19 protein-coding genes are annotated in these 22,398 nt (G+C 45.2%); 17 read left to right on the plus strand and 2 right to left on the minus strand.

Annotated elements, in window-relative coordinates:
• Window positions 1–17 precede the first annotated feature (17 nt).
• From MHI37_RS03170 to MHI37_RS03205, 8 genes are all read left to right on the plus strand, one after another.
• Window positions 18–905: a carbohydrate ABC transporter permease gene (locus MHI37_RS03170; protein ID WP_076335105.1), complete on the plus strand. Its 888-nt coding sequence runs from the start codon at window positions 18–20 to the stop codon at window positions 903–905.
• A gap of 79 nt (window positions 906–984) precedes the next feature.
• Complete coding sequence (locus tag MHI37_RS03175; RefSeq protein WP_076335106.1) at window positions 985–2,652, plus strand: extracellular solute-binding protein; 1,668 nt, start codon at window positions 985–987, stop codon at window positions 2,650–2,652.
• Between the two features lie 133 nt (window positions 2,653–2,785).
• The gene (locus MHI37_RS03180; protein ID WP_076335107.1) at window positions 2,786–4,699 is read left to right on the plus strand and encodes a histidine kinase; all 1,914 of its coding nucleotides are present in this window, start codon (window positions 2,786–2,788) and stop codon (window positions 4,697–4,699) included.
• Entirely contained in the window at window positions 4,674–6,272 is a 1,599-nt protein-coding gene (locus tag MHI37_RS03185; RefSeq protein ID WP_076335108.1) for a response regulator, read from the plus strand. The genes MHI37_RS03180 and MHI37_RS03185 overlap by 26 nt, the downstream gene beginning before the upstream one ends.
• Window positions 6,273–6,509: 237 nt before the next feature.
• Window positions 6,510–7,451, plus strand: a complete 942-nt coding sequence (locus MHI37_RS03190) for an aldo/keto reductase family protein (protein WP_076335109.1) — start codon at window positions 6,510–6,512, stop codon at window positions 7,449–7,451.
• A gap of 15 nt (window positions 7,452–7,466) precedes the next feature.
• Window positions 7,467–8,324 (plus strand): NAD(P)-dependent oxidoreductase, encoded by an 858-nt coding sequence (locus tag MHI37_RS03195; RefSeq protein ID WP_076335110.1) that lies wholly within the window; start codon window positions 7,467–7,469, stop codon window positions 8,322–8,324.
• 151 nt (window positions 8,325–8,475) lie between these two features.
• Complete coding sequence (locus MHI37_RS03200) at window positions 8,476–8,919, plus strand: OsmC family protein (protein WP_076335111.1); 444 nt, start codon at window positions 8,476–8,478, stop codon at window positions 8,917–8,919.
• A gap of 781 nt (window positions 8,920–9,700) precedes the next feature.
• Window positions 9,701–9,838, plus strand: a complete 138-nt coding sequence (locus tag MHI37_RS03205; RefSeq protein WP_179090138.1) for a hypothetical protein — start codon at window positions 9,701–9,703, stop codon at window positions 9,836–9,838.
• 233 nt (window positions 9,839–10,071) lie between these two features.
• On the opposite strand, the gene MHI37_RS03210 is transcribed toward MHI37_RS03205, so the two are convergent.
• Both MHI37_RS03210 and MHI37_RS03215 read right to left on the minus strand, forming a co-directional pair.
• Window positions 10,072–10,434 carry a hypothetical protein gene (locus MHI37_RS03210; protein WP_076335112.1) on the minus strand — a complete coding sequence of 121 codons (363 nt, stop codon included), beginning with the start codon at window positions 10,432–10,434 and terminating at the stop codon, window positions 10,072–10,074.
• 20 nt (window positions 10,435–10,454) lie between these two features.
• Window positions 10,455–10,613: a hypothetical protein gene (locus MHI37_RS03215; RefSeq protein ID WP_179090139.1), complete on the minus strand. Its 159-nt coding sequence runs from the start codon at window positions 10,611–10,613 to the stop codon at window positions 10,455–10,457.
• 407 nt (window positions 10,614–11,020) lie between these two features.
• Between MHI37_RS03215 and MHI37_RS03220 the strand changes: the two genes are divergently transcribed.
• The 9 genes from MHI37_RS03220 to MHI37_RS03260 all read left to right on the plus strand — a co-directional run bounded on the left by MHI37_RS03220 (window position 11,021) and on the right by MHI37_RS03260 (window position 22,378).
• Window positions 11,021–12,028 carry an ABC transporter substrate-binding protein gene (locus MHI37_RS03220; protein WP_076335113.1) on the plus strand — a complete coding sequence of 336 codons (1,008 nt, stop codon included), beginning with the start codon at window positions 11,021–11,023 and terminating at the stop codon, window positions 12,026–12,028.
• Window positions 12,029–12,151: 123 nt separating this feature from the next.
• A complete protein-coding gene (locus tag MHI37_RS03225; protein ID WP_076335114.1) occupies window positions 12,152–13,762 on the plus strand; it encodes an AraC family transcriptional regulator in 1,611 nt (536 codons plus the stop codon).
• 139 nt (window positions 13,763–13,901) lie between these two features.
• The gene (locus MHI37_RS03230; protein WP_076335115.1) at window positions 13,902–14,939 is read left to right on the plus strand and encodes an NAD(P)/FAD-dependent oxidoreductase; all 1,038 of its coding nucleotides are present in this window, start codon (window positions 13,902–13,904) and stop codon (window positions 14,937–14,939) included.
• 87 nt (window positions 14,940–15,026) lie between these two features.
• Window positions 15,027–15,227 carry a hypothetical protein gene (locus MHI37_RS03235; protein ID WP_076335116.1) on the plus strand — a complete coding sequence of 67 codons (201 nt, stop codon included), beginning with the start codon at window positions 15,027–15,029 and terminating at the stop codon, window positions 15,225–15,227.
• A 622-nt stretch (window positions 15,228–15,849) separates the two neighbouring features.
• A complete protein-coding gene (locus MHI37_RS03240; protein ID WP_076335231.1) occupies window positions 15,850–17,661 on the plus strand; it encodes a sensor histidine kinase in 1,812 nt (603 codons plus the stop codon).
• A 30-nt stretch (window positions 17,662–17,691) separates the two neighbouring features.
• Window positions 17,692–19,203, plus strand: a complete 1,512-nt coding sequence (locus MHI37_RS03245) for a response regulator (RefSeq protein WP_076335117.1) — start codon at window positions 17,692–17,694, stop codon at window positions 19,201–19,203.
• A gap of 111 nt (window positions 19,204–19,314) precedes the next feature.
• Window positions 19,315–20,604 carry an extracellular solute-binding protein gene (locus MHI37_RS03250; protein WP_076335118.1) on the plus strand — a complete coding sequence of 430 codons (1,290 nt, stop codon included), beginning with the start codon at window positions 19,315–19,317 and terminating at the stop codon, window positions 20,602–20,604.
• Between the two features lie 71 nt (window positions 20,605–20,675).
• A complete protein-coding gene (locus MHI37_RS03255; RefSeq protein ID WP_076335119.1) occupies window positions 20,676–21,557 on the plus strand; it encodes a sugar ABC transporter permease in 882 nt (293 codons plus the stop codon).
• Entirely contained in the window at window positions 21,554–22,378 is an 825-nt protein-coding gene (locus tag MHI37_RS03260) for a carbohydrate ABC transporter permease (RefSeq protein WP_076335120.1), read from the plus strand. The genes MHI37_RS03255 and MHI37_RS03260 overlap by 4 nt, the downstream gene beginning before the upstream one ends.
• Window positions 22,379–22,398: the final 20 nt, after the last annotated feature.

Genomic DNA, 22,398 nt, shown 5'->3' on the forward strand with positions numbered 1-22,398 from the left:
AAAGGAGGCAGTTAACGGTGTTAAATATTAAACGCAAAACAAAGGGAGAAGCAATCTTCGACCTCTTCAATAATTTCGGCATGCTGCTCGTTTGCTTCGCAACCTTATATCCCATTTGGTATGTTCTGGTTAATGCCTTCAATGAGGGTCAGGACGGCATGCGTGGAGGGATCTATTGGTGGCCGCGAGTGTTTAGTTTCGAGAGCTTTGACGCAGTTTTCCAAAGCACGGGAATTATGACTGCTATGGGTATTACAGTAGCAAAGACTTTGCTTGGAACCTTGCTTCATGTGTTTTTTACGGCAATGGTTGCTTATGCGTTTTCTCGAAAAGGTCTAATTGGCGGGAAGATATACATGCTCTTCGGCACGGTTACCTTATTCTTTGGAGGCGGACTGATTCCCACCTATCTTCTTATGAGAGACCTGCATTTGCTGGATAATTTTATGGTCTATATTATACCTGCGATGTTCAGCTTCTTCGATCTCATCATATTTATGACCTTCTTCCGTGAAATTCCGGACGGGCTGGAGGAAGCAGCCAAAATTGACGGGGCTAATGACTGGTTGATTTTTATAAAAATCGTATTGCCCGTATCGATGCCGGTTATTGCTACGATCGCCTTGTTCCACGGGGTATACCAATGGAATGATTATTTTGCAGGCGTTATTTATATGAACAATATGGACCTGCAGCCGATTCAAACCTATTTGTATCGAGTGGTTGCCCAGTCCAGCTCTAGCCAAATGCTGGCCGCGATTCCTGGAGGAATCGGCAAATCGGTTACTACGCAGTCCATCAAGCTGGCTACGATGGTCGTCACCACGCTTCCCATTGTTCTCGTTTATCCGTTTTTACAGAAGTATTTTGTTAAAGGCATGATGATTGGTTCGATTAAAGGCTAACCTATAGCAATATCTGCTGCCCTTTATAGGGCAGAAGCTTGCATATATAATCATTTATACAGAGAAGGGGAATACAAACATGAATAAGAAACCTAAGCTCAAAAACATGTTGATGATGATGACCGCTGCGGTTCTAGTGCTAACAACTGCTTGTTCCTCAGGCGCAAACAACAATGCTGTGAAGGATGAGGGCAATGGGACGCCTGCTGAAGCAGTAAAGCTTACGCAAGACGATAAGGGCTGGGAAGTTGATAAAAGCCCAATTACATTTGACTGGTACATCAATTTTTCCTGGTTCCCTAACAAATGGGGCGTTGATGCTACGTCGAAATATATTACGGATAAAACAGGGGTTAATATAAACTTCATAGTGCCTGCTGGCAACGAAGCAGAGAAAATGAATACGATGATGGCATCTGGCAGCTTGCCTGACTTTATTACGCTGGGCTGGTCCGAAGAGGCTGTTAAAAAAATGATAGAGGGCGATTTGGTGCTTCCATTGAACGAGCTTGCTGACCAATACGATCCATACTTCTACAAAGTTACGGATCCGGCAAAGCTATCCTGGTATACGCAGGAGAATGGCAATGTGTACGGCTATCCTAACTCATCTTCATCGCCTAAGGACTACGAGAAGCTCGGAGATAATATCACATCATCTCAGACCTTTCTAGTACGCAAGGATATGTATGAAGCGCTCGGAAGTCCGGATATGCGAACTCCAGAAGGCTTCTTGAAAGCACTAGCGGACGCGAAAAAAATGTATCCAGATGTTAATGGCCAGCCGCTTATTCCACTGGGCATGTATGATTTTAACGATACAGGCAACGCATCTCTTCAGCACTATATTCAAAATTTCCTTGCTGTTCCTTACGATAAGGATGGCCAACTCTATGATCGCGATACGGATGCTGAATATGTAAAATGGTTGAAAACGATGCGTCAAGCCAACGAGAATGGTTTATTGTCGAAGGATGTGTTTATTGACAAACGTCCACAAATGGAAGAAAAAATTGCACAGGGCCGTTATTTCGCGATGCTCTATGCCAGAACTGATCTTGCAAACCAACAAAATGCACTCTATGCCAATGATCCAAACTCCATTTATGTCGCAGTAGATGGTCCTGCTAATGCCAATCTGGATCAACCAACTCTTGCTGGGCCATCCATCTCCGGTTGGACGGTTACATTGATTTCCAAAAACGTGAAGGATAAAGCACGCGCTATTCGTTTTCTGGATTATTTGATCTCAGAAGAAGGACAACATGATACATTCTTCGGGGAAAAAGGGACTGCTTGGGATACTATTGATGGTAAGGATCAGTTCTTGCCAGAAGTATTGAATCAGTTGAATACAGATCGTGGAGCATTTGATAAGCAGATTGGTGCATCTCATACGTTCTGGATGATGATGGATACAAACCTAACGCCAATTTGGTCTCCAGCAGCGGTTGAGCCTTTCAAACAATTGGAAGACTGGACACGCGGAAAGTCGAAGAGCTTATCGGAATTTGATCAGCTAAATCCAACAGGCACGTCAGAAGAAGGCATTATGAACACGAAGATAGGTCAAGAATTTGGTAAGGTGCTTCCTAAGCTATTGCTTGCTAAGACGGAAGCTGATTTCGATAAAATTTGGGATGCGTATATGATTAAACGCGAAGACCTTGGATTTAGCAAGGTACAAGCCTTTAAACAGAAAAAATATGAAGAAAATGTAGCTAAATTGGCTGCAGCAACAAAATAAGAGCTCCTGCAAATTAAGGAGATGGGTTTACAACGAAAGGTACTCCAAGGCCGTGAATACGGCATGGAGTGCTTTTTGTCGCATAGGAGAGTTGTATTAGGTGAATTATATTCGAAGTGGAAGTGAGAAATAAATGGGCAGAAAATGTAGGGCATATGTTCAATCTATTGTCAATTGGTTGGGCCGCAGATCGATGCAGGCCCGTTTGGTTGCTGCCTGCATTATCATTTTGTTAATTCCAAGCATTGGCATATCGAACTATCTCTTTAGTCAGATAGAGGATAGTTATATTACGGATTCGCTTAAACAAGGCCAGTACTCCATTGAAATGGAAAAAGTGAATATATTGAATCAGATTGAAGCGATGGAGCGGGCTGCCCAGCTCACTATATCCGAGCATGAAATATTAGAATATGTGTCTAGGGAAGAAGATTTGCCGGTGGAGGAGCTGCTCGAGCTATATCGGGGGCCGTTTACAGACATGATAAATATTCAAATTAATAATCCGAATATCATCCATCTTCGGCTGTATGCAGACAATGTTCATTTGTCCGAGGTTTGGCCTATTATATTTCATGAGCGTCGGATTCAAAACGAGTCATGGTTCGCTAAATTAGATCAGCTCGCAGGCAAGGAGCTATGGATGTTTAGCGATCAGGACCCCGATATTTTGCATCGCAACGTCACAGAGGGCACTGACCAAATGCCGAAGGTATCTCTTGTTAGGGTCATAGAATCCGGCGGCAGGCGCGTTGCGAGTATTCAAGTGGAAATGCTGCTGAAGCATTTTTCGCCCAAAGCTTTTGCAAGTATTAAGGATGAGGGCTCGCAGATGATGATCGCCGATGGAAGCGGAACTGTTTTTCTAGATGAGAATCAGCCGTTTGCAAGCGGTAATTTGGAGCTTCGCCAAGCCATTGTGAAAGAGTTTGCCGAAATGCAGCAGCAGGACATTACGGAAAAACGTTTCATTGTAAACCAGCTTCCTTATTTGCTTGTTACGACCGATCTGGAGCAAGTAGATGCACATATTTTGAATGTAGTGTCGCTGCAGGCTTCGAGTGAAAGGATCTCTAAAGCAGCGAAACAAATTATAGCTGTTAATGTGATATCGATAGGTTTGTTGTCCATCATTATGTATATCATGAATTCCTTTATTCTCAAAAATCTGAGACGCCTGACGGAAGCGATGAAGAAGGTGAGAAGAGGGGAAATGCCAACCGGACTTCCTTTAGGGGGAGGGGGAGAGATTGGAGAGCTCGCCCATCACTTCAACAAATTGATTCATACCATTAATGAATTGATCGCGCAGGGAGTAAGGAAGCAAGCGCTGACGAAGGAGGCCGAGCTGCGTACTCTGCATAGTCAGATCGATTCACACTTTCTATATAATACGCTTGAGAATATTAAGATGCTGGCGGAGATGGAAAACCAGCGAACAATATCCGATTCACTCACCTCACTTGGCGGAATGATGCGTTATAATTTCAAATGGTCTGGGGAGTACGTCAGTTTACAGGATGAGGTTCGTCACATTCAGAACTATATTGCCGTCATGAATATACGATTTGACGAGCCGATTCATCTTGAGCTTCATATCCCTCCAAGACTGCTCGAAATTGAAGTGCTCAAAATGTCTTTGCAGCCCATCATTGAAAATACAGTAAAGCATGCAGGATTTGGCGCGGAGGCAAGTAATAGCACTATTCGAATTGATGTGGCAGAGAATGAGGAAGCAAATATTGTTATAACGCTGAGAGATAACGGGAGAGGCATTTCGGTTAGTCGCTTGGAGCAGCTGAATGAGAGGATTCATCTTGATCGCAATAACGAGTTGTCCTTGACTCAAGAGAATATAAACGTAAAGCAGACGTTTGGAATTGGGCTGCAAAATGTTCATCAGCGTATTCAGCTTTATTATGGGGAGCAATATGGATTACAAGTGTATAGCAGCGAGGGGCAATTCACAGAGGTGGTTATTACCCTTCCCAAGGTGCTGTTAATGGGAGGAAGTTCTGGATATGAGGAAAATGATAATCGTAGATGATGAGAAAAATATCCGGCTAGGGCTCAAGACGATGATTGAAAGAGAATTTCCCGAATCGTATGAGATTCGGACAGCTATTCATGGAGAAGATGCCTTAACGCAATTTCATAACGAGCGAGCAGAAATTATGATTACCGATATTCGGATGCCGGGCATAGATGGAATTGAACTGATTAAACGTCTAACGAGCGAAACCGACGCTGAGCAGAAGCCGATATTTATTATTTTAAGCGGATATGACGATTTTGCCTATGCGAAGGCCGCTATCGAATATCAAGTTAAAGATTATTTGTTAAAGCCCATTCGCCGAGATGAGCTGTTCGAATCGCTGCGAAAAAGTGAGAGTACATTGCAAAGGCAAGCTGAATTCGCTGAGAGGGTTGCAGTAAGTGATACTTATCGTGAACAGCTGCGAATAAATGCTTTCAAGGAATGGTTTAGGCAAGATGAGCCATTGCTGGAGAGCAAAGGGGATCTTGAAACTAAAGTTGGTTTTGAGCAATTCACAAAGCCGTTCACAGTAGCCGTCTTGAGCTATAAATCGGAGAGCGGTGACTCGATGAATAAAGAGGAGTTCAAGCTGCTCGTAGAGAAAATGCTGCAGCCCATGGAGGGTGTATTGAATGCATCCTTCTTGGATAACGAGAGTCAGCTTGTTCTAATTGGAAGTCCGGCCTTTCAATTCGTTGAGCTGTTTAGACAGGCAGGTGTTAAAGAGCTGGACGGCTTGCGCATGGGAATCAGCTCGGAGGGTACCGAACTGGAGGAGCTTTATTATTGCTATAAACAGGCTTCAGAAGCGCTTCAATATTCGTTCATTTATTCGAACTGCCGTCTGCTGCGGCATGAAGATATTGGTGAGAAGCGGCAGTATTATCCGGTGCCGGATGAGGAAATTCGCAAGCTCGGGAATATGCTGGGAACAGACCGTGAACGTGAAGTTCAGGAGCTGTTAAAACAGGTTTTTCATACAGAGGACATCCCTGATGTTGATATTCGATATCTAAGGCTTATTGGGAAAATGATTAATGAGCAGGTGCTGGATGAGGTGTTCCGTATTTATGGCGAAGAGTCCATTGAGGTTCTGAAGCTGTATCGCAAGGTGGGAAGCATGGATAATTTCCGCAGCTTTCACGATTATTACCGAAGTTTAGAGCTGTTACTGTCGAGCGTAAATGACTATGTTAGAGGTATTCGCTCAGCTTATAGTCAGCATTCGGATATTAAGACGGCTGTTTCATATATGGAGGAAAACTATTTCCGTCCGTTGAATATGGCTGTAGTAAGCAATCATGTGGGCTTGAATTACTCGTACTTCAGTGAAGCATTCAAGGCACATACTGGTGAAAACTTTGTAGGGTTCCTCAAGAAGCTGCGTATTCGCAAAGGCAAGGAATTGCTCCTCGAAGGGAATCAGAAGATGCAGGAGATCGGAAGTGCCGTAGGCTTCGAGAACAGCAAGCAGTTCTCGCGTGTGTTCAAGGAGCTGGAGGGAATCTCGCCTCAGGAATATCGGATTAAGGTTAGATCGGATGAGGGACAAAGTAAGGAAGCTGTAGATCATCAGGTTTAAGGGAAGGAGCCGTTGGCTCCTTCCGAATGCGTTGTTATTTGAGCGGACCTGGGTCATCCACACTCCACGATGTCTAACCTCAACCTGGTTACTTCATGTATAGTATCTATATTTCATATAATATAGTGACAATATTTTCACTACTTTCAATTAGATACAAATCTATCTAGAATAGAGAAGCAAGCTTAAGTCAGGATTGTACAGCTTATTCAATAGATCAAGAGGAGATGAGTAGAGATGCAATTTCGGAATTTAGGGAAGAGCGGATTGAAAGTTAGCGAAATTAGTCTGGGAAGCTGGTTAACATACGGAGGATATGTAGAACGAGATCATGCCGTGAAAGCGATACAAACGGCGTATGGGCTGGGAATTAACTTTTTCGATACGGCAAATGTATATGAGCGGGGTGAGGCAGAGAAGCTGATGGGTGAATCGCTGCGTCCGTTTCCTCGCGAATCCTACGTGTTGGCGACAAAGGTATTCGGACAGATGGGTGACGGACCCAATGACCGAGGGCTATCGCGCAAGCATATTATAGAGCAATGCCATGCCAGCCTTACAAGGCTAGGAGCCGATTATGTGGATGTGTATTACTGTCATCGTCATGATCCGAGTACGCCTATGGAAGAAACCCTGCGGGCGCTTGACGATCTGGTGCGCCAAGGAAAGGTATTATATATCGGCGTAAGCGAATGGACAACCGCCCAAATGGTTGAAGCGCATGCGATAGCCGATCGTTATCTGCTAGATCGGATCATTGTCAATCAACCGATCTATAATATGTTTAATCGATATATAGAGAAAGAAGTCATTCCTTACGGCGAGCGCGGCGGCATTGGACAAGTCGTATTCTCTCCACTCGCACAGGGGCTGTTGACCGGAAAGTACAGCTCTGCTCATGAACTGCCTGCTGACAGCAGGGCGGCAAAGCTCGACGGTATGCGAAAGGGAGTTACTGAAGAGAAAATTATTAAGGTGCGTGAGCTGAGCCAAGTGGCAGCTGAGCTTGAGCTGTCTGTAGGACAATTGGCATTAGCTTGGATTTTGCGGCAGCCGAATGTATCAAGCGCTCTCATCGGCGCAAGTCGTCCCGAGCAGGTAGAGGAAAATGCGAAGGCAGCAGGTGTTAAGCTGAGCACTGACATCATAGAGCGGATTGAACAAATATTAGGCTCATAAGAAGGAGTGGAGATCGTGCCAAAGGTAGTCATAACAGGCGGTAGCGGAATGCTAGGCCAATGGGTAGTGAAACATTTTGTGGAGCAGGGATACGAGGTCGTAAATGCGGATGTGAAGCATCCAGCTGAACCGCTTTGTCGCACAGTTATTGTAGATTTGAATAATTTGGGCGAGGTATATGGTGTGCTGGCAGGGGCAGATGCCGTTGTGCATTTGGCGGCAATACCTGTGGCCTATTCACATCCGAATGAAGTGACGTTTCACAATAATGTTATGTCTACCTATAATGTATTGGAAGCGGCGGCAGGGCTTGGCATTCGCAAGTCGGTTATCGCTTCAAGCGAGTCCTCCTACGGCCTTGTATTCGCCTTGGAGCGATTTGGTCCGCAGTATGTCCCTGTTGACGAAGAGCATCCACAGCTTCCGCAGGACAGCTACGGCTTGTCGAAGATTGTGAATGAGCAGACCGCGGATATGATGAGCCGCCGTTCGGGGATGCAGGTCGTTTCCTTCCGGCTTGGCAACGTTATTACACCTGAGGCGTATCAGAACTTCAAGACATTCATTCATGATCCAGAGCAGCGCGAGCGCATTTTGTGGAGTTATATTGATACAAGAGATGCAGCAGAAGCCTGCCGGCTGGCAATTGAAGCTGAGGGTCTAGGGAGCGTTGCTCTTAATCTTGCGGCTGATGATTCCAGTATGGCAGTTTCGAGTCGAGCATTAATGGCCGCACGCTTTCCAGAGGTGCTTGATTTCCGTGAGCCGCTTGAAGGACATGAATCGCTTCTGAGCAATGAGAAGGCTAAACGATTGTTAAATTGGCAGCCTAAGCATGCTTGGCGGGATTATGTTAGCGGCTGGAGCGAATAAAGTCTTCATAGCTTCTGAATACAGAGCATGGTGAGCCACAAGCCGCCATTGCTCTGTTTTTCTATTAATTGACAGTATAGAAATTTATCATTATAATACCAAGTAAAGTGGTTGGTTTTTATGATGTTTATCATTTGAGGGGGACTATGGAATGGCTGTTCAAACCTTTAAAGCATCTGCACATCTGCAAGATGGCGTGAAAGTTAAAACTAAATCCAGACATTTTGAGTTAACGATCGATGAGCCAAAAAGCTTGGGAGGAACGGATACTGGCATGAATCCAGTAGAGGCACTTTTGGCATCGCTAGGGGCTTGCCAATCGATTGTGGCCAGAGTTTATGCACCAAAGTTTGATGTTAAGCTTGAAGATTTCAGAGTAGAGGTTGAGGGAGACATCGATCTGGATGGTTTCTTTGACAAAGCTGATGTCCGTCCGGGCTACTCTGACATTCGCTATACCTTTCATATCAAAACGGATTCTCCTAAAGAAAAGGTAGAAGAGTTTGTGAGATTTTTGGAAAGCAAATGTCCAGTTGGAGACACTATTGCAAACCCCGTTAATGTTAAATTGGAAAGTATTATTATTGAAGGCTAATCCCGACTAGAAGAATAATGGAATCCTAAGGGCAATCGAAACTCGTTATAGCCCAAAAAGGTGGTTGAAGCTTACAGCTTCAACCACCTTTTTTTTGCTATATAGGAAACTATGCATTCTCCGAACCTGTTGATAATGATGCTGCGGCAGCAGCCAGTAAGCAGATAACGAAAGCTAACGGAAGCCAGAGATGCTAAAGTTTCATTTTTGGTTAGCGTCACATTTTAACGGAACAGGGAGACGCCTAATAGCATGAAGTTACTGCAAAAGTACAGGATAGCTTCAGCACGGGGAGTAGGAGACGTGAGGATTTGAGGAGCGGCATGGAGCATAGGGAAAGTTGAGGGAAAAGAAGATGCGTGTGTTCGTTTGTGCGAAGGATATGGAACCTACACAAACATGCCTAGAACAAAGGCGGCAGCATCACGAGCTTTACCGTGACAGTCAATCATAAGAATGAGTAGTAGTAGGCTACCCTGCACATTTGCAGGGTAGCCTACTCTTTTTAATGATTTAGGACAGCTATCATGCACGTATGCAGGATAGCTGCCAATCATGGAGATCAGATGGCTGGAAATGAGCTGAAATGACGAGCTATAATGCGTGAGTGCAGGATAGGTTAGCTAGAGCGTCCCAAACGCATGAAGTTACTGCAAAAGTGCAGGATAGCTTTCGCGCTGGGAGTAGGAGAAGTGAGGATTTGAGGAGCGGCATCGAGCGTGGGGAAAGTTGAGGGAAAAGACGATGTGTGTGTGGTGAAGTATAGGGGGGATATACAAACATGCTTAGAACAAAGGCAGCACGAGCTCTGCCCGTGACAGCCAATAAAGTAGACGTTCCTGTGCATTTGCAGCATAGCTGCCAACCATGGAGACAAGACGGCTGGAAAAGAGCTGAAACGACGAGCGATAATGCGTGAGTACAGGATTGGTTTGCTAGAACGAGTACGAGCTGTTTGGTTACACACCCCAAGAAAAAATAAATACCTGAATTTTAGAATTATCAAGGAGACTTAGCTCAGCTGGGGGAGCGCTTGCAAGGCATGCAAGCGATCAGGAGGAGCACAGCGTCTGAATCTAACGCTAAAATTCATCGACGAATACGCTTCGTCAGACATTTCATCCGAAGTATTTTTTACTACTATATGCCGATTTAGCTATTCGCAGCCAGCAGCTGTTCAACGATAAAGTCGAGCTGTTTGTCGAGAGTGAAGATGTCACTGTAATAGGACAAGCTGAAGCTAAGCTCAATCAGTCTGCCTTCCTTGACAGCGGGGATACTATTCCAAATCTGGTTGGTTGTCAGGTCGTCCATTCCTTCATAGGAAGAGCGGATGACGTAATCTCCGATATATTCCGGCAATACTTCCATAGATACGCTATCGCCTGAGGCTTCTGTGGCTACATCAATTTTTTTCTGAACAATCTCTGGTGCCTTCATATCTAAATACTCATAAACAATTTGGGAGCCAAGCGCTTGCGTCTCTTGCTCATTGCCGAACGTTTGTCCAAGCATTGCAAGTCTTTATTCCGTTGTCATGGTGTCATAAGGAACGATAATAAGGTCCGGTTCAAGCGCCATAACCGCTTCGGGATTCGTCTCAAACCAGATGCCAGCGATTCTACTCCAACAAGCTCTTTCTCGAAGGCAGCTCCTTCGGAAACCTCGGAGACACCGATAGGCTTGATTCCCATGGCGACCACGTCGCCCAGCAAGTAGAGCACGACGACTCTTTGTAGATATGCTCTTCAAGCTTCATGACGAAATATCCTCCATTTCTTCTCCCTGATAAGCTTCAACCAAATAGACGAGAAGAGATAGGCTAAAGCGATATGTTTTTCTAATTATAATGATAACGTTTCTCAATTACAATGCAATTATATAAGATGAACTTCAAATGTAATGTAAAGGAAGCGACAAGATCGTTCAGGAGAAACGAAGTATTCGCGTAGCAGTGGAGAATTTGTATAAACGGCTTGTCGAGAATGTGCATTGAGAGAATTGGAGAGACTGCGGTACAATCTATTTAGACATTATGATAATGATAATCATTATTGTATTTTGGTGGAAATGTATATTTCTTATAGGAGTGGATGGGGTAATGGTTCGGTTAGCTTATTTAAGAACAGGGTGGGTTTCGATATTTGCAGCAGTAATCATACTGTCGGGATGCGGAGCAGGCAACGGCAATGTGGGGGAAAGCACTGCAAATCAGCAGCAAGGCACTACGGTTGAAGCAACAAATACAGAAACAGTTGTGACGGAAGCGGAAACTAGAATCGTTACCGATCAATTCGGCGAGGTAGAAATTCCCGCTCATCCCAAACGGGTATCCGCGTTATATCGGGAGGACTATTTGGTCGCGCTGGGCATAACGCCAATTGTGCAATATTATAATCCGATGTGGGGCAAGCAGGATTATTTGCAGCTTGAAGTACCATTATTTGATGTAACGGGAAGTATAGAAGCACTGCTCGTTACGGAGCCTGATTTGATTATTGGAGCGGGAGAGGTTGACGCGGCCCAATATGAGTTGTATTCAAAGATTGCTCCTACCTATCGCCTTCCGGATGAGGTGCTTGCGGATACACGCCAAACACTGACTACAATTGCCGATCTTATGGGTATGCCAGAGAAGGCGGAGCAGGTGTTAAAGGATTACGAGAGCCGGATTGCTGAGGTCAAGACCAAGCTTACCGCTGCAATTGGCGATCAGAAGCTTGTTGTACTAAGAATGAATGTGGTCGACCAGTCGATTAATATTTTTGGCATCAACAATACATTTATAGGCCAGATTTTGTATAAGGATCTTGGGCTCAAGGCTCCGGCATATGCTGAGGCTATGACCGAGGGCAATGTTGTATTGTCTGAGGAGTTTATTCCCGAGCTTGGCGCCGACCATATTATCTTTCTTCCATCGAATGGCACATGGGAAGAAGAGGCTAACGCTAAAGCGTTGAAGGAAATGCTGGATAGTCCGATTTGGAAGGCTGTTCCAGCCGTGCAGCAGGGACAGGTTTATCCTGTCGAAAGATCTTATTGGCAGACTGGAGCTATTACAGCTAATTTCAAAAAAATGGATGAACTGCTGCAGCTTCTCGCTCCATAGAAGACAAAAGCGAATATCTTCTTCCCTGAATAGGGCAGCTTTTCAACGATGGTTGAAGAGCGGCTCTATTTGCGTTAAACTATACTTGATAATTGTTCTCATTTAAAGAATGGGGTTAAGCATATGGAAGAACAGAATAGAAAGCGGGCTTTTCCTCCGCCTATCACTTTATTTATCCTGCAGTCCATTCAATTTGTTCCTTACACTCCTAATGCCAAGCTTGCGCTGGAGAAAGCAAGCAGCTATACGCTGTTGATCTTTACGAAAGGCAGAGCTGCGGTTCGTACTTTGGATGAGGAGTTGGTTCTAGAGCAAGGGAAATGTTTGCTTCTGAGACCAGAAATGACATTGGCTATGGAATCAGACGGCTGCTCCTATTATCTGCTTGAATTTAATCTTAGTGCTGAGGAAGAGCATACACACTCGCACAGCCTCCTTCCAGAAAAGCTGGATTTGGTTTGTGCTCCATTTGCTAAAGTGCTGGAGCTGCTTGAGGATATTTATCGAAATAGTCATGAGGCTGATGAGCTGCAGCTATACTATTGTTATGTTCGCTTTCAAGAGCTTCTGCTGCTGCTATTCAGTCAAAATACGAACGCTGCAGTGGAAAAGAGAGGCTCAGACTCGTCTGAGCAGCACGGTGTGGAAAGATCTATTCGGCATATTCATCAGCATTATTGTGAGGTGCTTACCGTTGAGGAGCTTGCTGCCATAGCAAACATTGAACGATGGAAATATACCCGACTGTTTAAGGAAGCAACCGGGCAAGTGCCGCTTCAATATTTGAATAGCGCACGTATTGCTCAGGCCAAAAAATATTTAATGAGCGGTGAAGAAAAGCTGTCTGATATCGCGCAGCATGCCGGCTTTACGAATGAGTATTATTTTAACCGTCGTTTTAAGCAAAGTGTCGGAATAACGCCTGGCCAATACCGCCGCAGTCACCGGGATCAGCCTCGAGTTGTTGCTCCTTATCTGGAGGATTTCTTGGTGGCGCTCGATATTATGCCTGTCGTTCAGTACTCTCATGCCAAATGGGGGAAGCAGGAATATTTGGCGCTGAATCATATTCCCACGTTTGATGAGCAGGCCGGTGACTTCAAGACGCTTTCAACCTATAGTCCGGACTTCATCGTATTGCTGGACAGATATCATGATAACGAGTATTCGCAATGCCGCAACATTTCCAGCACCTATATTGTTCGTGAGCTTAGTGAAAATTGGCGAACGCTGCTGCGTATCGTTGGTGATTATTTTGGGCGTTCAGAGCGGGCAGAAGCGGTTATTGCCGATTATGAGGCCAAGGCGAACACGGCGCGTCAGACGTTGAACCGCTGTATGAATGGAGAGACAGTAGCCTTTCTTCGAATCTCGGCTGATCATGTTCATCAGTACACGACAGGGAGTCGTGGCTTTGCTGCAGCTGTGTTATATGGTGATCTTGGTCTAAATGGGCATCTGGCTTCTGGAAATGCTGCGGATCATGCGTCAATGATAGAAATTACGCTGGAGGATCTGTCAGCCATGACGGCAGATCATTTGTTTATCACGTTTGATAAATGGCACAGTCAGGTTGATGGCGCGGAACGGGGGCTGCTCAAGCATCCGATCTGGTCGACACTTCCGGCTGTAAGAAGAAATCATGTATATGAGGTCGATTTCTTGACATGGATGAATCACGGAGTTATTTCCAATACCAAAAAAATTGATGATATATTGCAAGTGCTAGCGTAGTGAATTGCTTGAGCGGCATGCAGAAAGTGTAGTATTTGTACAAAAACTCACTGCAGTTTGTCCATTGCGCTTGTATTTGCTTTAAGCCTACTATTATATTGAGAATGAATATCATGTGATAATGCGGGAGGAATAAGACTTGACGGAGCAACTGGAATTATATGATGTGACGATTATCGGCGGCGGCCCTGCGGGGATGTATGCTGCTTTCTATAGCGGAATGAGAGATTTAAAGACGAAGCTGATCGATGCGAATGATAAGCTTGGCGGGCGTATGTTAATTTATCCGGAGAAAATGATATGGGATGTTGGAGGAGTTACGCCGATACTGTGTGAGAAGCTGATCGTTCAGCTGGAGCAGCAGGCGCAAACCTTTGATCCGACCATTGTGCTGGGCCAGCAAGTATACGGCTTGGAGAGGCTGGAGGATGGTACGTATGTGCTGGAATCGACTAATGGAGAACGGCACTGGACGCGGACGATTATTGTTGCTATTGGGCGAGGAATATTGAAGATGGCGAAGCTGGAGCTTGAAGGAGCTGAACGATACGAGGTTTCTAATTTGCACTATACAGTTCAGGAGCTTGAGCCTTTCAGAGGGAAGCGGGTTCTTATTTCCGGAGGCGGAAATTCGGCAGTGGATTGGGCTAATGAGCTGGAGCCGATTGCTGAGCAGGTGACGGTCGTGCACCGGCGCGATCAGTTTGGCGGACATGAGAAGCATATTGAAAGGATGAAAAGCTCTTCCGTAGACGTGCGTACGCCTTACGAGGTAAGCCAGCTGTTCAGCAACAACGGAGAGACAATTGAGCGTGTAACGCTGCATCATGTGGAGACTGGGGAATATGAGCAGCTTTCCGTAGATGCGGTTATCGTCAACCATGGGCTGAAATCAGATTTCAGCGGCATTAAGGACTGGGGCCTTAGCATGGATGATTGGAATGTGTTCGTTAATGCTAAGCTGGAATCAAATCTGCCAGGCATTTTTGGCGCAGGCGACTTTGCTTTTTTTGAGAGCAAATTAAATCTTATCGCAGGAGCATTCACCGATGCGGCGCTCGCTGTGAACAGCGCGAAGCTGTATATGGACCCTGAGGCGCCTCGAATGGCCTATGTTTCCTCTCATAATGCACGCTTTAAGGAGAAGAATAAAGCGCTTGGTATTGTGGAAGAATAGCAGCAGTCTGAAAAAAAACATACTCATACGTTATTTATAAGCTGGTTTGGGGTAATCATACTTATAGACGAAGGGAGATGTTGAACGATGTCCGATTACGGTAACGAGGAACTAGAAATTCCTCAGATTAACCCCAATAACGAGCCGGAGATTATCCCTCCGGCATCGCCTGAGATTAAGCCGGACCAGCCCATTCCAGAAATTGCTCCGGAGAGGATTCCTGAGATTAAGCCAGATGCTGCTCCTGAAGCCGTGCCTGACATACCTCCGGAAATCTCGCCTGAATGATTTAGCCAGCAGGGCGTTGTCACACAAAGGGAGTCAGGTCACCGCTGTTTAAGTGGGGATCGGACTTTATGAAATTGAGCAATCGAGTCATTTTCGAAAAAATAGCCAATCAGGGTTCCAGTACCTGATCGGCTATTTTTTTTGATTCTATGGCTCTCCCCCGCAGTGGCGTTAAGCCCCCATCGGATGGAGACCTATGTAATAGATCTATTTTTTAGACTTAATTCTGATTATTGTTCTAATTTGGGAAAAATAGATCTACATTCTAGACCAATTTCTTCTTAGAACGGTGTTTACACGGCGATTTGACTAAAATTCATGATAATAGATCTATTTTTTAGACTAAATTTTTTATTTTGGGATGGTTTGACAGGAATAGATCTATATATTAGATCTATTCCTTCAGGGAGCAGTGTTTGAGGGCTCTTTGGTGGAATGTGGAAGGTAGGGAGGTCAGGGAGGCGGGCTTAGTTTATTTGTTTAGCTCTGGGTCTCCAACCTAACCTATCCTACACTTACCTCAAAGCCTCTCCATGAAGGGGGATGTATGTTTACAAACTCATGCTATAATACCCTTTATGAAATTACAAAAAGCAAGAAGCAGCTGGTCAAGGGGGATAACATGAACAAAATAATACTGTTTTTGCGGCATACCTTTCTAGATCGAACGATCGTGAGAACGATTTTGTTATCGTATTTACTCGTTAATGTATTGCTATTGCTGCTGTTAGGCTACCTTTCCATTAAGGATTCCACGAAGATGATTACAGACGAAATTATTCATTCGAGCAATAAGGTTATGGAGCAGGCAGCGCTGGGACTGAGCTTTAACCTAGAGGAATCGAAGCGCTCTCTCGTTATGCTGGCAGGAAATTATTCGGTCATTACGATGATGAAGGAAAATAATACGATCGCTATCACGAACCGACTGCAGCATGAACGCAACATTGCGGAAATTTCACAGGGTGTGAGCACGTATCAAACGTTGATCAGCGACGTGCTTATGCTGGGCAAGACAGGGTATGTCAACAATTTGGATGGCCGCAAGACATTGCAATGGGACTATCCGTTCCAAACGCAGCCTTGGGTTCAAGAAACGTTTCAGACCAATCCGCAGGGCAGCTTTTTCAGCATAGGGGTGCATAAGCAGGATTATTATCTGTCTACTAATATTACACGCTATAATCAGCCTTCATTATCTGTCGTACTGCAAGTTAAGGGTTATCAGGGACAGGTGCTGGGAGCCGTTATCGCGAATTTGGATCTAAGTAAAATTAATGGCATGTTCGAGCAAAGCACCTATCAAAATAAAGGCAGCATCTTTCTCATCGACGAGAATCGTAAAATCATTGTTCACAAGGACAGCAGCAAAATTGGTCAGACGTTGGATTTTCCTGCTGAGGAGAAGCTGTACGAGCAGCCTTCAGGCCATTTTACAGAAAAAATTGATAGGGTTGAAACGCTTGTTATTTATCAGCCTACGGCTGTTGCAGGTTGGAAAATGTTATCGACTGTCCCGATGTCCGACATTACGAGTCAATCGCAGCCGCTTAAATCGAATCTCGGCCGTATTCTTTATGTATGCTTAATTGCGAATACGCTGATTAGTCTGCTCATTACGCTTCGCATATCGCTGCCTGTGAGAAGGCTGCTGGCAGCGCTCGACCGGATGGGCGAGGATGATTCGCTGTATGTAAAGCCGCGTGATTATCGATATCGAGAGCTTAATTATATTGGGAACAAATTCAAGGATTTAATGGGCAGAATCGATTTGCTGATTAAACAAAATTATTTGACCCAAATCAGCTTGAAGGAAGAGGAGTTGAAGACGCTCCAGGCGCAAATTAATCCGCATTTTCTTTTTAATACGCTGCAGCAACTGCAGACGGAGATCGTTTGCGGCAATACGACCGAGTCGAACCATATCGTGCTTTCACTTAGCAATTTGTTCCGTTATTCGATGAAACGGTCAGAGGAAGAGGTGGAGCTGGAGCGAGAAATTAATAATGTGTCTGATTATTTATATATACTCAACAAAAAATACAATAACGGAATTGCCGTATCCTTTCATATCCCGAATCGTGATGTCCTGCGCTGCAAAATTCCGAAGCTCACACTCCAGCCTATTGTTGAGAACTCGATCCGTCATGGCTTTGGCGATCATGTTAGAGAAGGCAAGCTTCAGATTCTGGCGGTTTCTGGCCGCAAAGGTTTATTGATCGTCATTTCAGACAATGGGCAAGGCATGGAGAGCGCCAAGGTGAAAACGCTGAGCCGTCATATTAACAGCTCAACTCAGAAGATGGACAATATCGGCTTATACAATGTAAGTCAGCGCATCAAGCTGAAATACGGTAACGAATATGGCATACAAATTCACAGCAGACAAGCGGTAGGCACGAGAATTTCGATTTTGCTGCCTAACATTAATTGAGTTGCGAGCTACAGAAGGGGAGAGGCATTTATGAAATTGCTCATCGCGGACGATCAACAATCACTGCATATCTTTCTGGACAAAATGGTCCAATGGCAGTCGCTCGGCGTTACTGAAATTAAGCATGCCTATGATGGCAAGGAGGCGGTCGAGCTTGCCGAGCAGTTTTTGCCGGATCTGCTTATTATTGATATTCAGATGCCTTATTTGAACGGCATTCAAGCATTAAAGCAAATTCAGCAGCTGCCTCATAAGCCGAAAACAATCATCTTGAGTGCGTACGACGAATTCGAATACGCTCGGGATGCGCTGCGTCTTAGCGTTGCGCAATATTTGCTCAAGCCAGTCGATACAGCCTTGCTTGAGGCTGCCTTAAAGGAGCTTATAGAGCTGATATGGATGGATCATCGAAACAAGCTGGAAGCAGTACTTGAGGATTTGCATAGGCAGGAGCCTATGAACGAAGAAGTCCTAACCACTCTGCCTTCCGTATTTCAAACGCTTGGGATCAGTCAGTATGCTGTTCTTTCCCTTATTGGCGATCTTCCTGATCGTGCTGTGATTGCTTCAACAATCAAGCAGATGGCGCCATCCATTGTGCCAATCGTCTACCCTGTCAGTTCTTCACAGTATGCTCTGCTGCTTGGCGTACCTGCTAATATGCGGCTAGATGAGCTGCTGCCGCTTTGCGAGCGAATGGCTTCTGCATGGCAGGGGGAACAGCCAGAGGGGCATATTTCCATTGGGGTTAGCGTAATTGGAGACTCTCCCGAGAGGCTCATCGATTTACTATACGAAAGCAAGCAAGCTGCTGCGACTGGTTTCTATGCGGAGGGAACGGTATACTCGCAAACGAAGCAGTCTGTGGCAAAGCCGTGGACGCTGCAGCATTCACAAAAATTCGATAAGGAATTCGAGGAGAAGTTTTCGCTTTCTTTTTCACAGGTGGCATTGAAGGAGCTTGTTTCCAGCCTGTTCACAACGTTCAAACAGATGCAGCTTGACCCGGGCAAGGTGTACAGCTTATGTATGCACTATTTAGATATGGCGGAGCAGATCATGAAGTCATCGAATCGTTTAGACGCCCAATATGAAAAAATTACGATGTCCAGATTAAGACTGTTTCATAAAGCAAATGAATTGGAGCTGTTTATTCACTCGTTAATCGACACCCTTCTTGAACGATCGGACCCTGCAGCTGATCGAACAGAAGAAATCATCGGGAGAATTAAATTGTATGTGGACTCCCACTATGCGGAGGATTTGTCGCTCCAGAGTGTTGCGGACGCCTTTGGGCTCGACAAGTATCAGCTTAGTCGATTATATAAGCAGCAGTTCGGCATTAACTATTGGCAGTATGTAACACAAATAAGGATGGATAAGGCAGCGGAGCTGCTCGCCGGGACGAAATTGAAAAATAGCGCAATCGCAGAAATGACGGGTTTTGTTGACGAAAGTCATTTTAGCAAAACGTTTAAGAAGCATAATGGCCTATCTCCAAAAGAGTACCGCGCCGGCAAGCAGCAGCCAGCTTCTATGTAAGCGTGCAATAAAGTACAAAAAGTCGCGCAACGATGTAAATTCATCAACTCCCGTTAAAGCGTTATCATCATAGTGAAAGTGCTTACAAAAACGATATAGGGGGAACACAGCATGAGAAAATCAAGTTATATGCTTTTAGTCGTCATGATGGCCGTTACACTTATTCTTTCCGCTTGCGGCGGGAACGGAAACAATGAAAATCAAGCGGGCAGCGCAAACGGCGGGGGAGCAGAGGCAGACAAAAAGGTAAAGCTAAGCCTGCTTTCGTGGAATAATGAAACAGAAATGAAGCCGGTCATGGACGGCTTTACTGCAAAATACCCGAATATTACGATCGATTTCCAAACTGCTCCACCCGTTAAAGATTATATTTCTAAGCTGCAAACGATGCTGCTATCCAATTCGGCAACTGACGTGTTCATCATGGCAGCCGAAAACCGGAATGAGCTGATTGACGGTGGATACGCTCTTGATTTGACAGACCAGCCCTTTATGGCGAAAATGACCGATGCGAGCAAAGGGATGTTCACTCGCGAGGGCAAAACCTACGCTTTCTCCCAAGCAGGCTGGGTAGGCGGCATTTATTACAACAAGGAATTGTTTGCTAAGGTTGGTGTAACGACCGAGCCGACAACTTGGCAGGAATTTATTGATCTCTGCATCAAGCTGAAGGACGCAGGAATCGTACCGCTTTATGATAATGCAGGAGATATTTCAACGATTCAAGGCGCACTAGTTGCAAGCTTGACCTTGTCCGCAGATCCTGAGTATGACAACAAATTGTTTGCAGGCGAGACTACCTTCGCAGAAGGCTGGGCGAAGCCGCTTCAGCTGTGGAAGGAAGGCATGATTGACAACAAAATTATTACGTCCAGCATGATCGGACTTACGGGCGACCAAATCGTAAATGAATTTGCAGTAGGCAACGTAGCGATGATTCAAGGCGGACCGTGGAACATTCCGGCAATTGAAAAAGCGAATCCGGATCTTCAATTCAGCATGATGGCGATTCCAGGTATTGAAGCTGGACAAGAGTATTATGCAGGTGCTCCAAACGTAGGATTTGCGGTTAACAGCAAATCGAAGAATCAAGACGCAGCTATTAAATTTGTTGAATATTTGTCTACACCTGAAGGCTTGGAGCAATTCGAGAAGGGTACAGGTCAAATCATTACCATTGACGGCTATGAGAGCAAGGTGCACCCGGCTCTAGAGAAAGCTTACAAAGAAGGCTTGCTTGCAGGAAAGTTTTATCTCCCTATGGTTTCATGGCCTAGACATCAGGAAGCGCTTCGGAACCAGCTGGTTGTATCCGTTCAGGATCTGCTCGTTGGCAAAGGAACGACGGATGATGTAACGAAAGCACTGGACCAAAAGCTTAAAGAGATGGAAAGCAAATAAAAAGAGATATTGAACGGCAGCCGAGGGGAGCTTGACTTCCCTCCTGCTGTTTAAGGGAGGGAGCCTGCGAGATGAAGCTGCTTAGATCTTTCCAATACCAAGTGTTCCTATTGCCCATTTTATTTTTTTATACCGTATTTACCGTTTACCCGCTTATTAAGTCATTCTTTTTTAGCTTGACGAACTTTAATGGTTATTCAAAGGAATACGATTTCGTAGGATTGACGAATTACGTGAAAATTTTTAAGGATGCCGCAATCGTATCGGGTATATCCTACACCTTGCTTTTTGCCATATCGACAACGATTCTGACTACACTGCTTGCTATCGCGCTTGCGCTGGTGCTAGACCGGAATTTCTATACGAAAAATATTCACCGTGCTATCTTCTTCTTTCCGTCCATTCCAAGCGGTTTGATTCTAGCTTATGTATGGGGCTTTATCTTATCGCCAATCGGTTCAGGCGTGCTCAACACCGTGCTCCATGATGTCTTTGGCGCGGGGCCGCAGCCGTGGCTGTCGGAGCCTATGCTTGCCAAGCTGTCCACGATTCTTGTCGCCGTATGGGCGGGAGCTGGCTGGCATGCCGTGCTCTATCTCGCTTTTTTACAGGGCATTTCCAAGGATTATTATGAGGCGGCATCGATCGATGGAGCGAACCGCTGGCAGCAAATTCGCAGCATTACGCTGCCTATGCTTGCACCGGCTATGACGATAAGCGTTATGCTGCTTTTAACCGGAGGTCTAAAGGTATTTGAAATTCCATTCGCGCTTACCAAGGGCGGGCCGGGCTTTGAGACCCATACGATTACGCAGGTTATTGTGCTTCGCGGAATTTCGGAGGTGCAGTTCGGACTTGCATCAGCTATGTCCATTGTCTTCTTCCTTATCGTGTTGGCGCTGACGTACTTCCAAGTGTCGGTGATGCAGCGCAGAGAGGAGAAAATGCTATGACAGAAACGAATCGCAAAAATTGGATTCTCGATATTCTCATGCTGCCGGTCGGTCTCATTACGTTTTTTCCTTTCTATTTAATCATTGTGAACACGCTGAAAACGCCGGCAGAAACAGCAAAAAGCCCGATGAGTCTTCCGACGTCGCTAAATTTTGATAATTATGTTCGTGTATTCAAAGAGGTGCCGCTCCTGCAAAGCTTTGGGAACAGTCTGATCATCACGGTAATATCCGTACTGCTCATGGTGCTGATTGGTGCGATGGCTGCTTATCCTATCGTATTCAATGCGGGCAAGACCAACCGAATGATTATGGCGTATTTGCTGGCTGGATTTCTAATACCCTTCCAGACAACGCTGATTCCGCTCTTTGAGCTGATGACACAGTTTCACCTGGTCGACAAGTTATATGGATTGATGTTTATTTATATGGGCGGCTCAGTATTCGTTTTCTTCCTCATGATGGGTTATATGAAGACGATTCCGAAAGAGCTTCCGGAAGCGGCTGTTATTGACGGATGCACCATATGGGGTATTTTCTGGAGAATTATATTCCCGCTGCTGAAGCCCATTACAGTGACTGCGATTATTTATCAGACGATGTGGGTGTGGAACGATTTTCTCGCACCAATGCTGTTTCTAAACTCATCCGATAATGCTACTCTTGTATTGCAGGTGTATAAAGCAAAAGGCGAGTTTGCCGTGGATTGGCCGTTGTTTATGACATTAACGGTTATCGTGCTTATCCCGATTTTTATATTCTTTATTCTGATGCAAAAACAAATCGTAAAAGGCATCGTTGGCGGGGCTGTGAAGGGTTAAGCTCAGCCGAGGCATAGAGT

Origin of the sequence: Paenibacillus sp. FSL H8-0548 (assembly GCF_038630985.1) — a bacterium.
Classification (GTDB): domain Bacteria; phylum Bacillota; class Bacilli; order Paenibacillales; family Paenibacillaceae; genus Pristimantibacillus.

What these genes read in the sequence shown, in the direction of transcription:
- MHI37_RS03240 (WP_076335231.1), top strand. Translation starts at nt 15,850, where the DNA reads ATGAACAAAATAATACTGTTTTTGCGGCATACCTTTCTAGATCGAACG.
- MHI37_RS03175 (WP_076335106.1), top strand. Translation starts at nt 985, where the DNA reads ATGAATAAGAAACCTAAGCTCAAAAACATGTTGATGATGATGACCGCT.
- MHI37_RS03180 (WP_076335107.1), top strand. Translation starts at nt 2,786, where the DNA reads ATGGGCAGAAAATGTAGGGCATATGTTCAATCTATTGTCAATTGGTTG.
- MHI37_RS03255 (WP_076335119.1), top strand. Translation starts at nt 20,676, where the DNA reads ATGAAGCTGCTTAGATCTTTCCAATACCAAGTGTTCCTATTGCCCATT.
- MHI37_RS03220 (WP_076335113.1), top strand. Translation starts at nt 11,021, where the DNA reads ATGGTTCGGTTAGCTTATTTAAGAACAGGGTGGGTTTCGATATTTGCA.
- MHI37_RS03215 (WP_179090139.1), bottom strand. Translation starts at nt 10,613, where the DNA reads ATGGGAATCAAGCCTATCGGTGTCTCCGAGGTTTCCGAAGGAGCTGCC.
- MHI37_RS03235 (WP_076335116.1), top strand. Translation starts at nt 15,027, where the DNA reads ATGTCCGATTACGGTAACGAGGAACTAGAAATTCCTCAGATTAACCCC.
- MHI37_RS03210 (WP_076335112.1), bottom strand. Translation starts at nt 10,434, where the DNA reads ATGCTTGGACAAACGTTCGGCAATGAGCAAGAGACGCAAGCGCTTGGC.
- MHI37_RS03200 (WP_076335111.1), top strand. Translation starts at nt 8,476, where the DNA reads ATGGCTGTTCAAACCTTTAAAGCATCTGCACATCTGCAAGATGGCGTG.
- MHI37_RS03225 (WP_076335114.1), top strand. Translation starts at nt 12,152, where the DNA reads ATGGAAGAACAGAATAGAAAGCGGGCTTTTCCTCCGCCTATCACTTTA.
- MHI37_RS03245 (WP_076335117.1), top strand. Translation starts at nt 17,692, where the DNA reads ATGAAATTGCTCATCGCGGACGATCAACAATCACTGCATATCTTTCTG.
- MHI37_RS03205 (WP_179090138.1), top strand. Translation starts at nt 9,701, where the DNA reads ATGCTTAGAACAAAGGCAGCACGAGCTCTGCCCGTGACAGCCAATAAA.
- MHI37_RS03190 (WP_076335109.1), top strand. Translation starts at nt 6,510, where the DNA reads ATGCAATTTCGGAATTTAGGGAAGAGCGGATTGAAAGTTAGCGAAATT.
- MHI37_RS03250 (WP_076335118.1), top strand. Translation starts at nt 19,315, where the DNA reads ATGAGAAAATCAAGTTATATGCTTTTAGTCGTCATGATGGCCGTTACA.
- MHI37_RS03185 (WP_076335108.1), top strand. Translation starts at nt 4,674, where the DNA reads ATGAGGAAAATGATAATCGTAGATGATGAGAAAAATATCCGGCTAGGG.
- MHI37_RS03260 (WP_076335120.1), top strand. Translation starts at nt 21,554, where the DNA reads ATGACAGAAACGAATCGCAAAAATTGGATTCTCGATATTCTCATGCTG.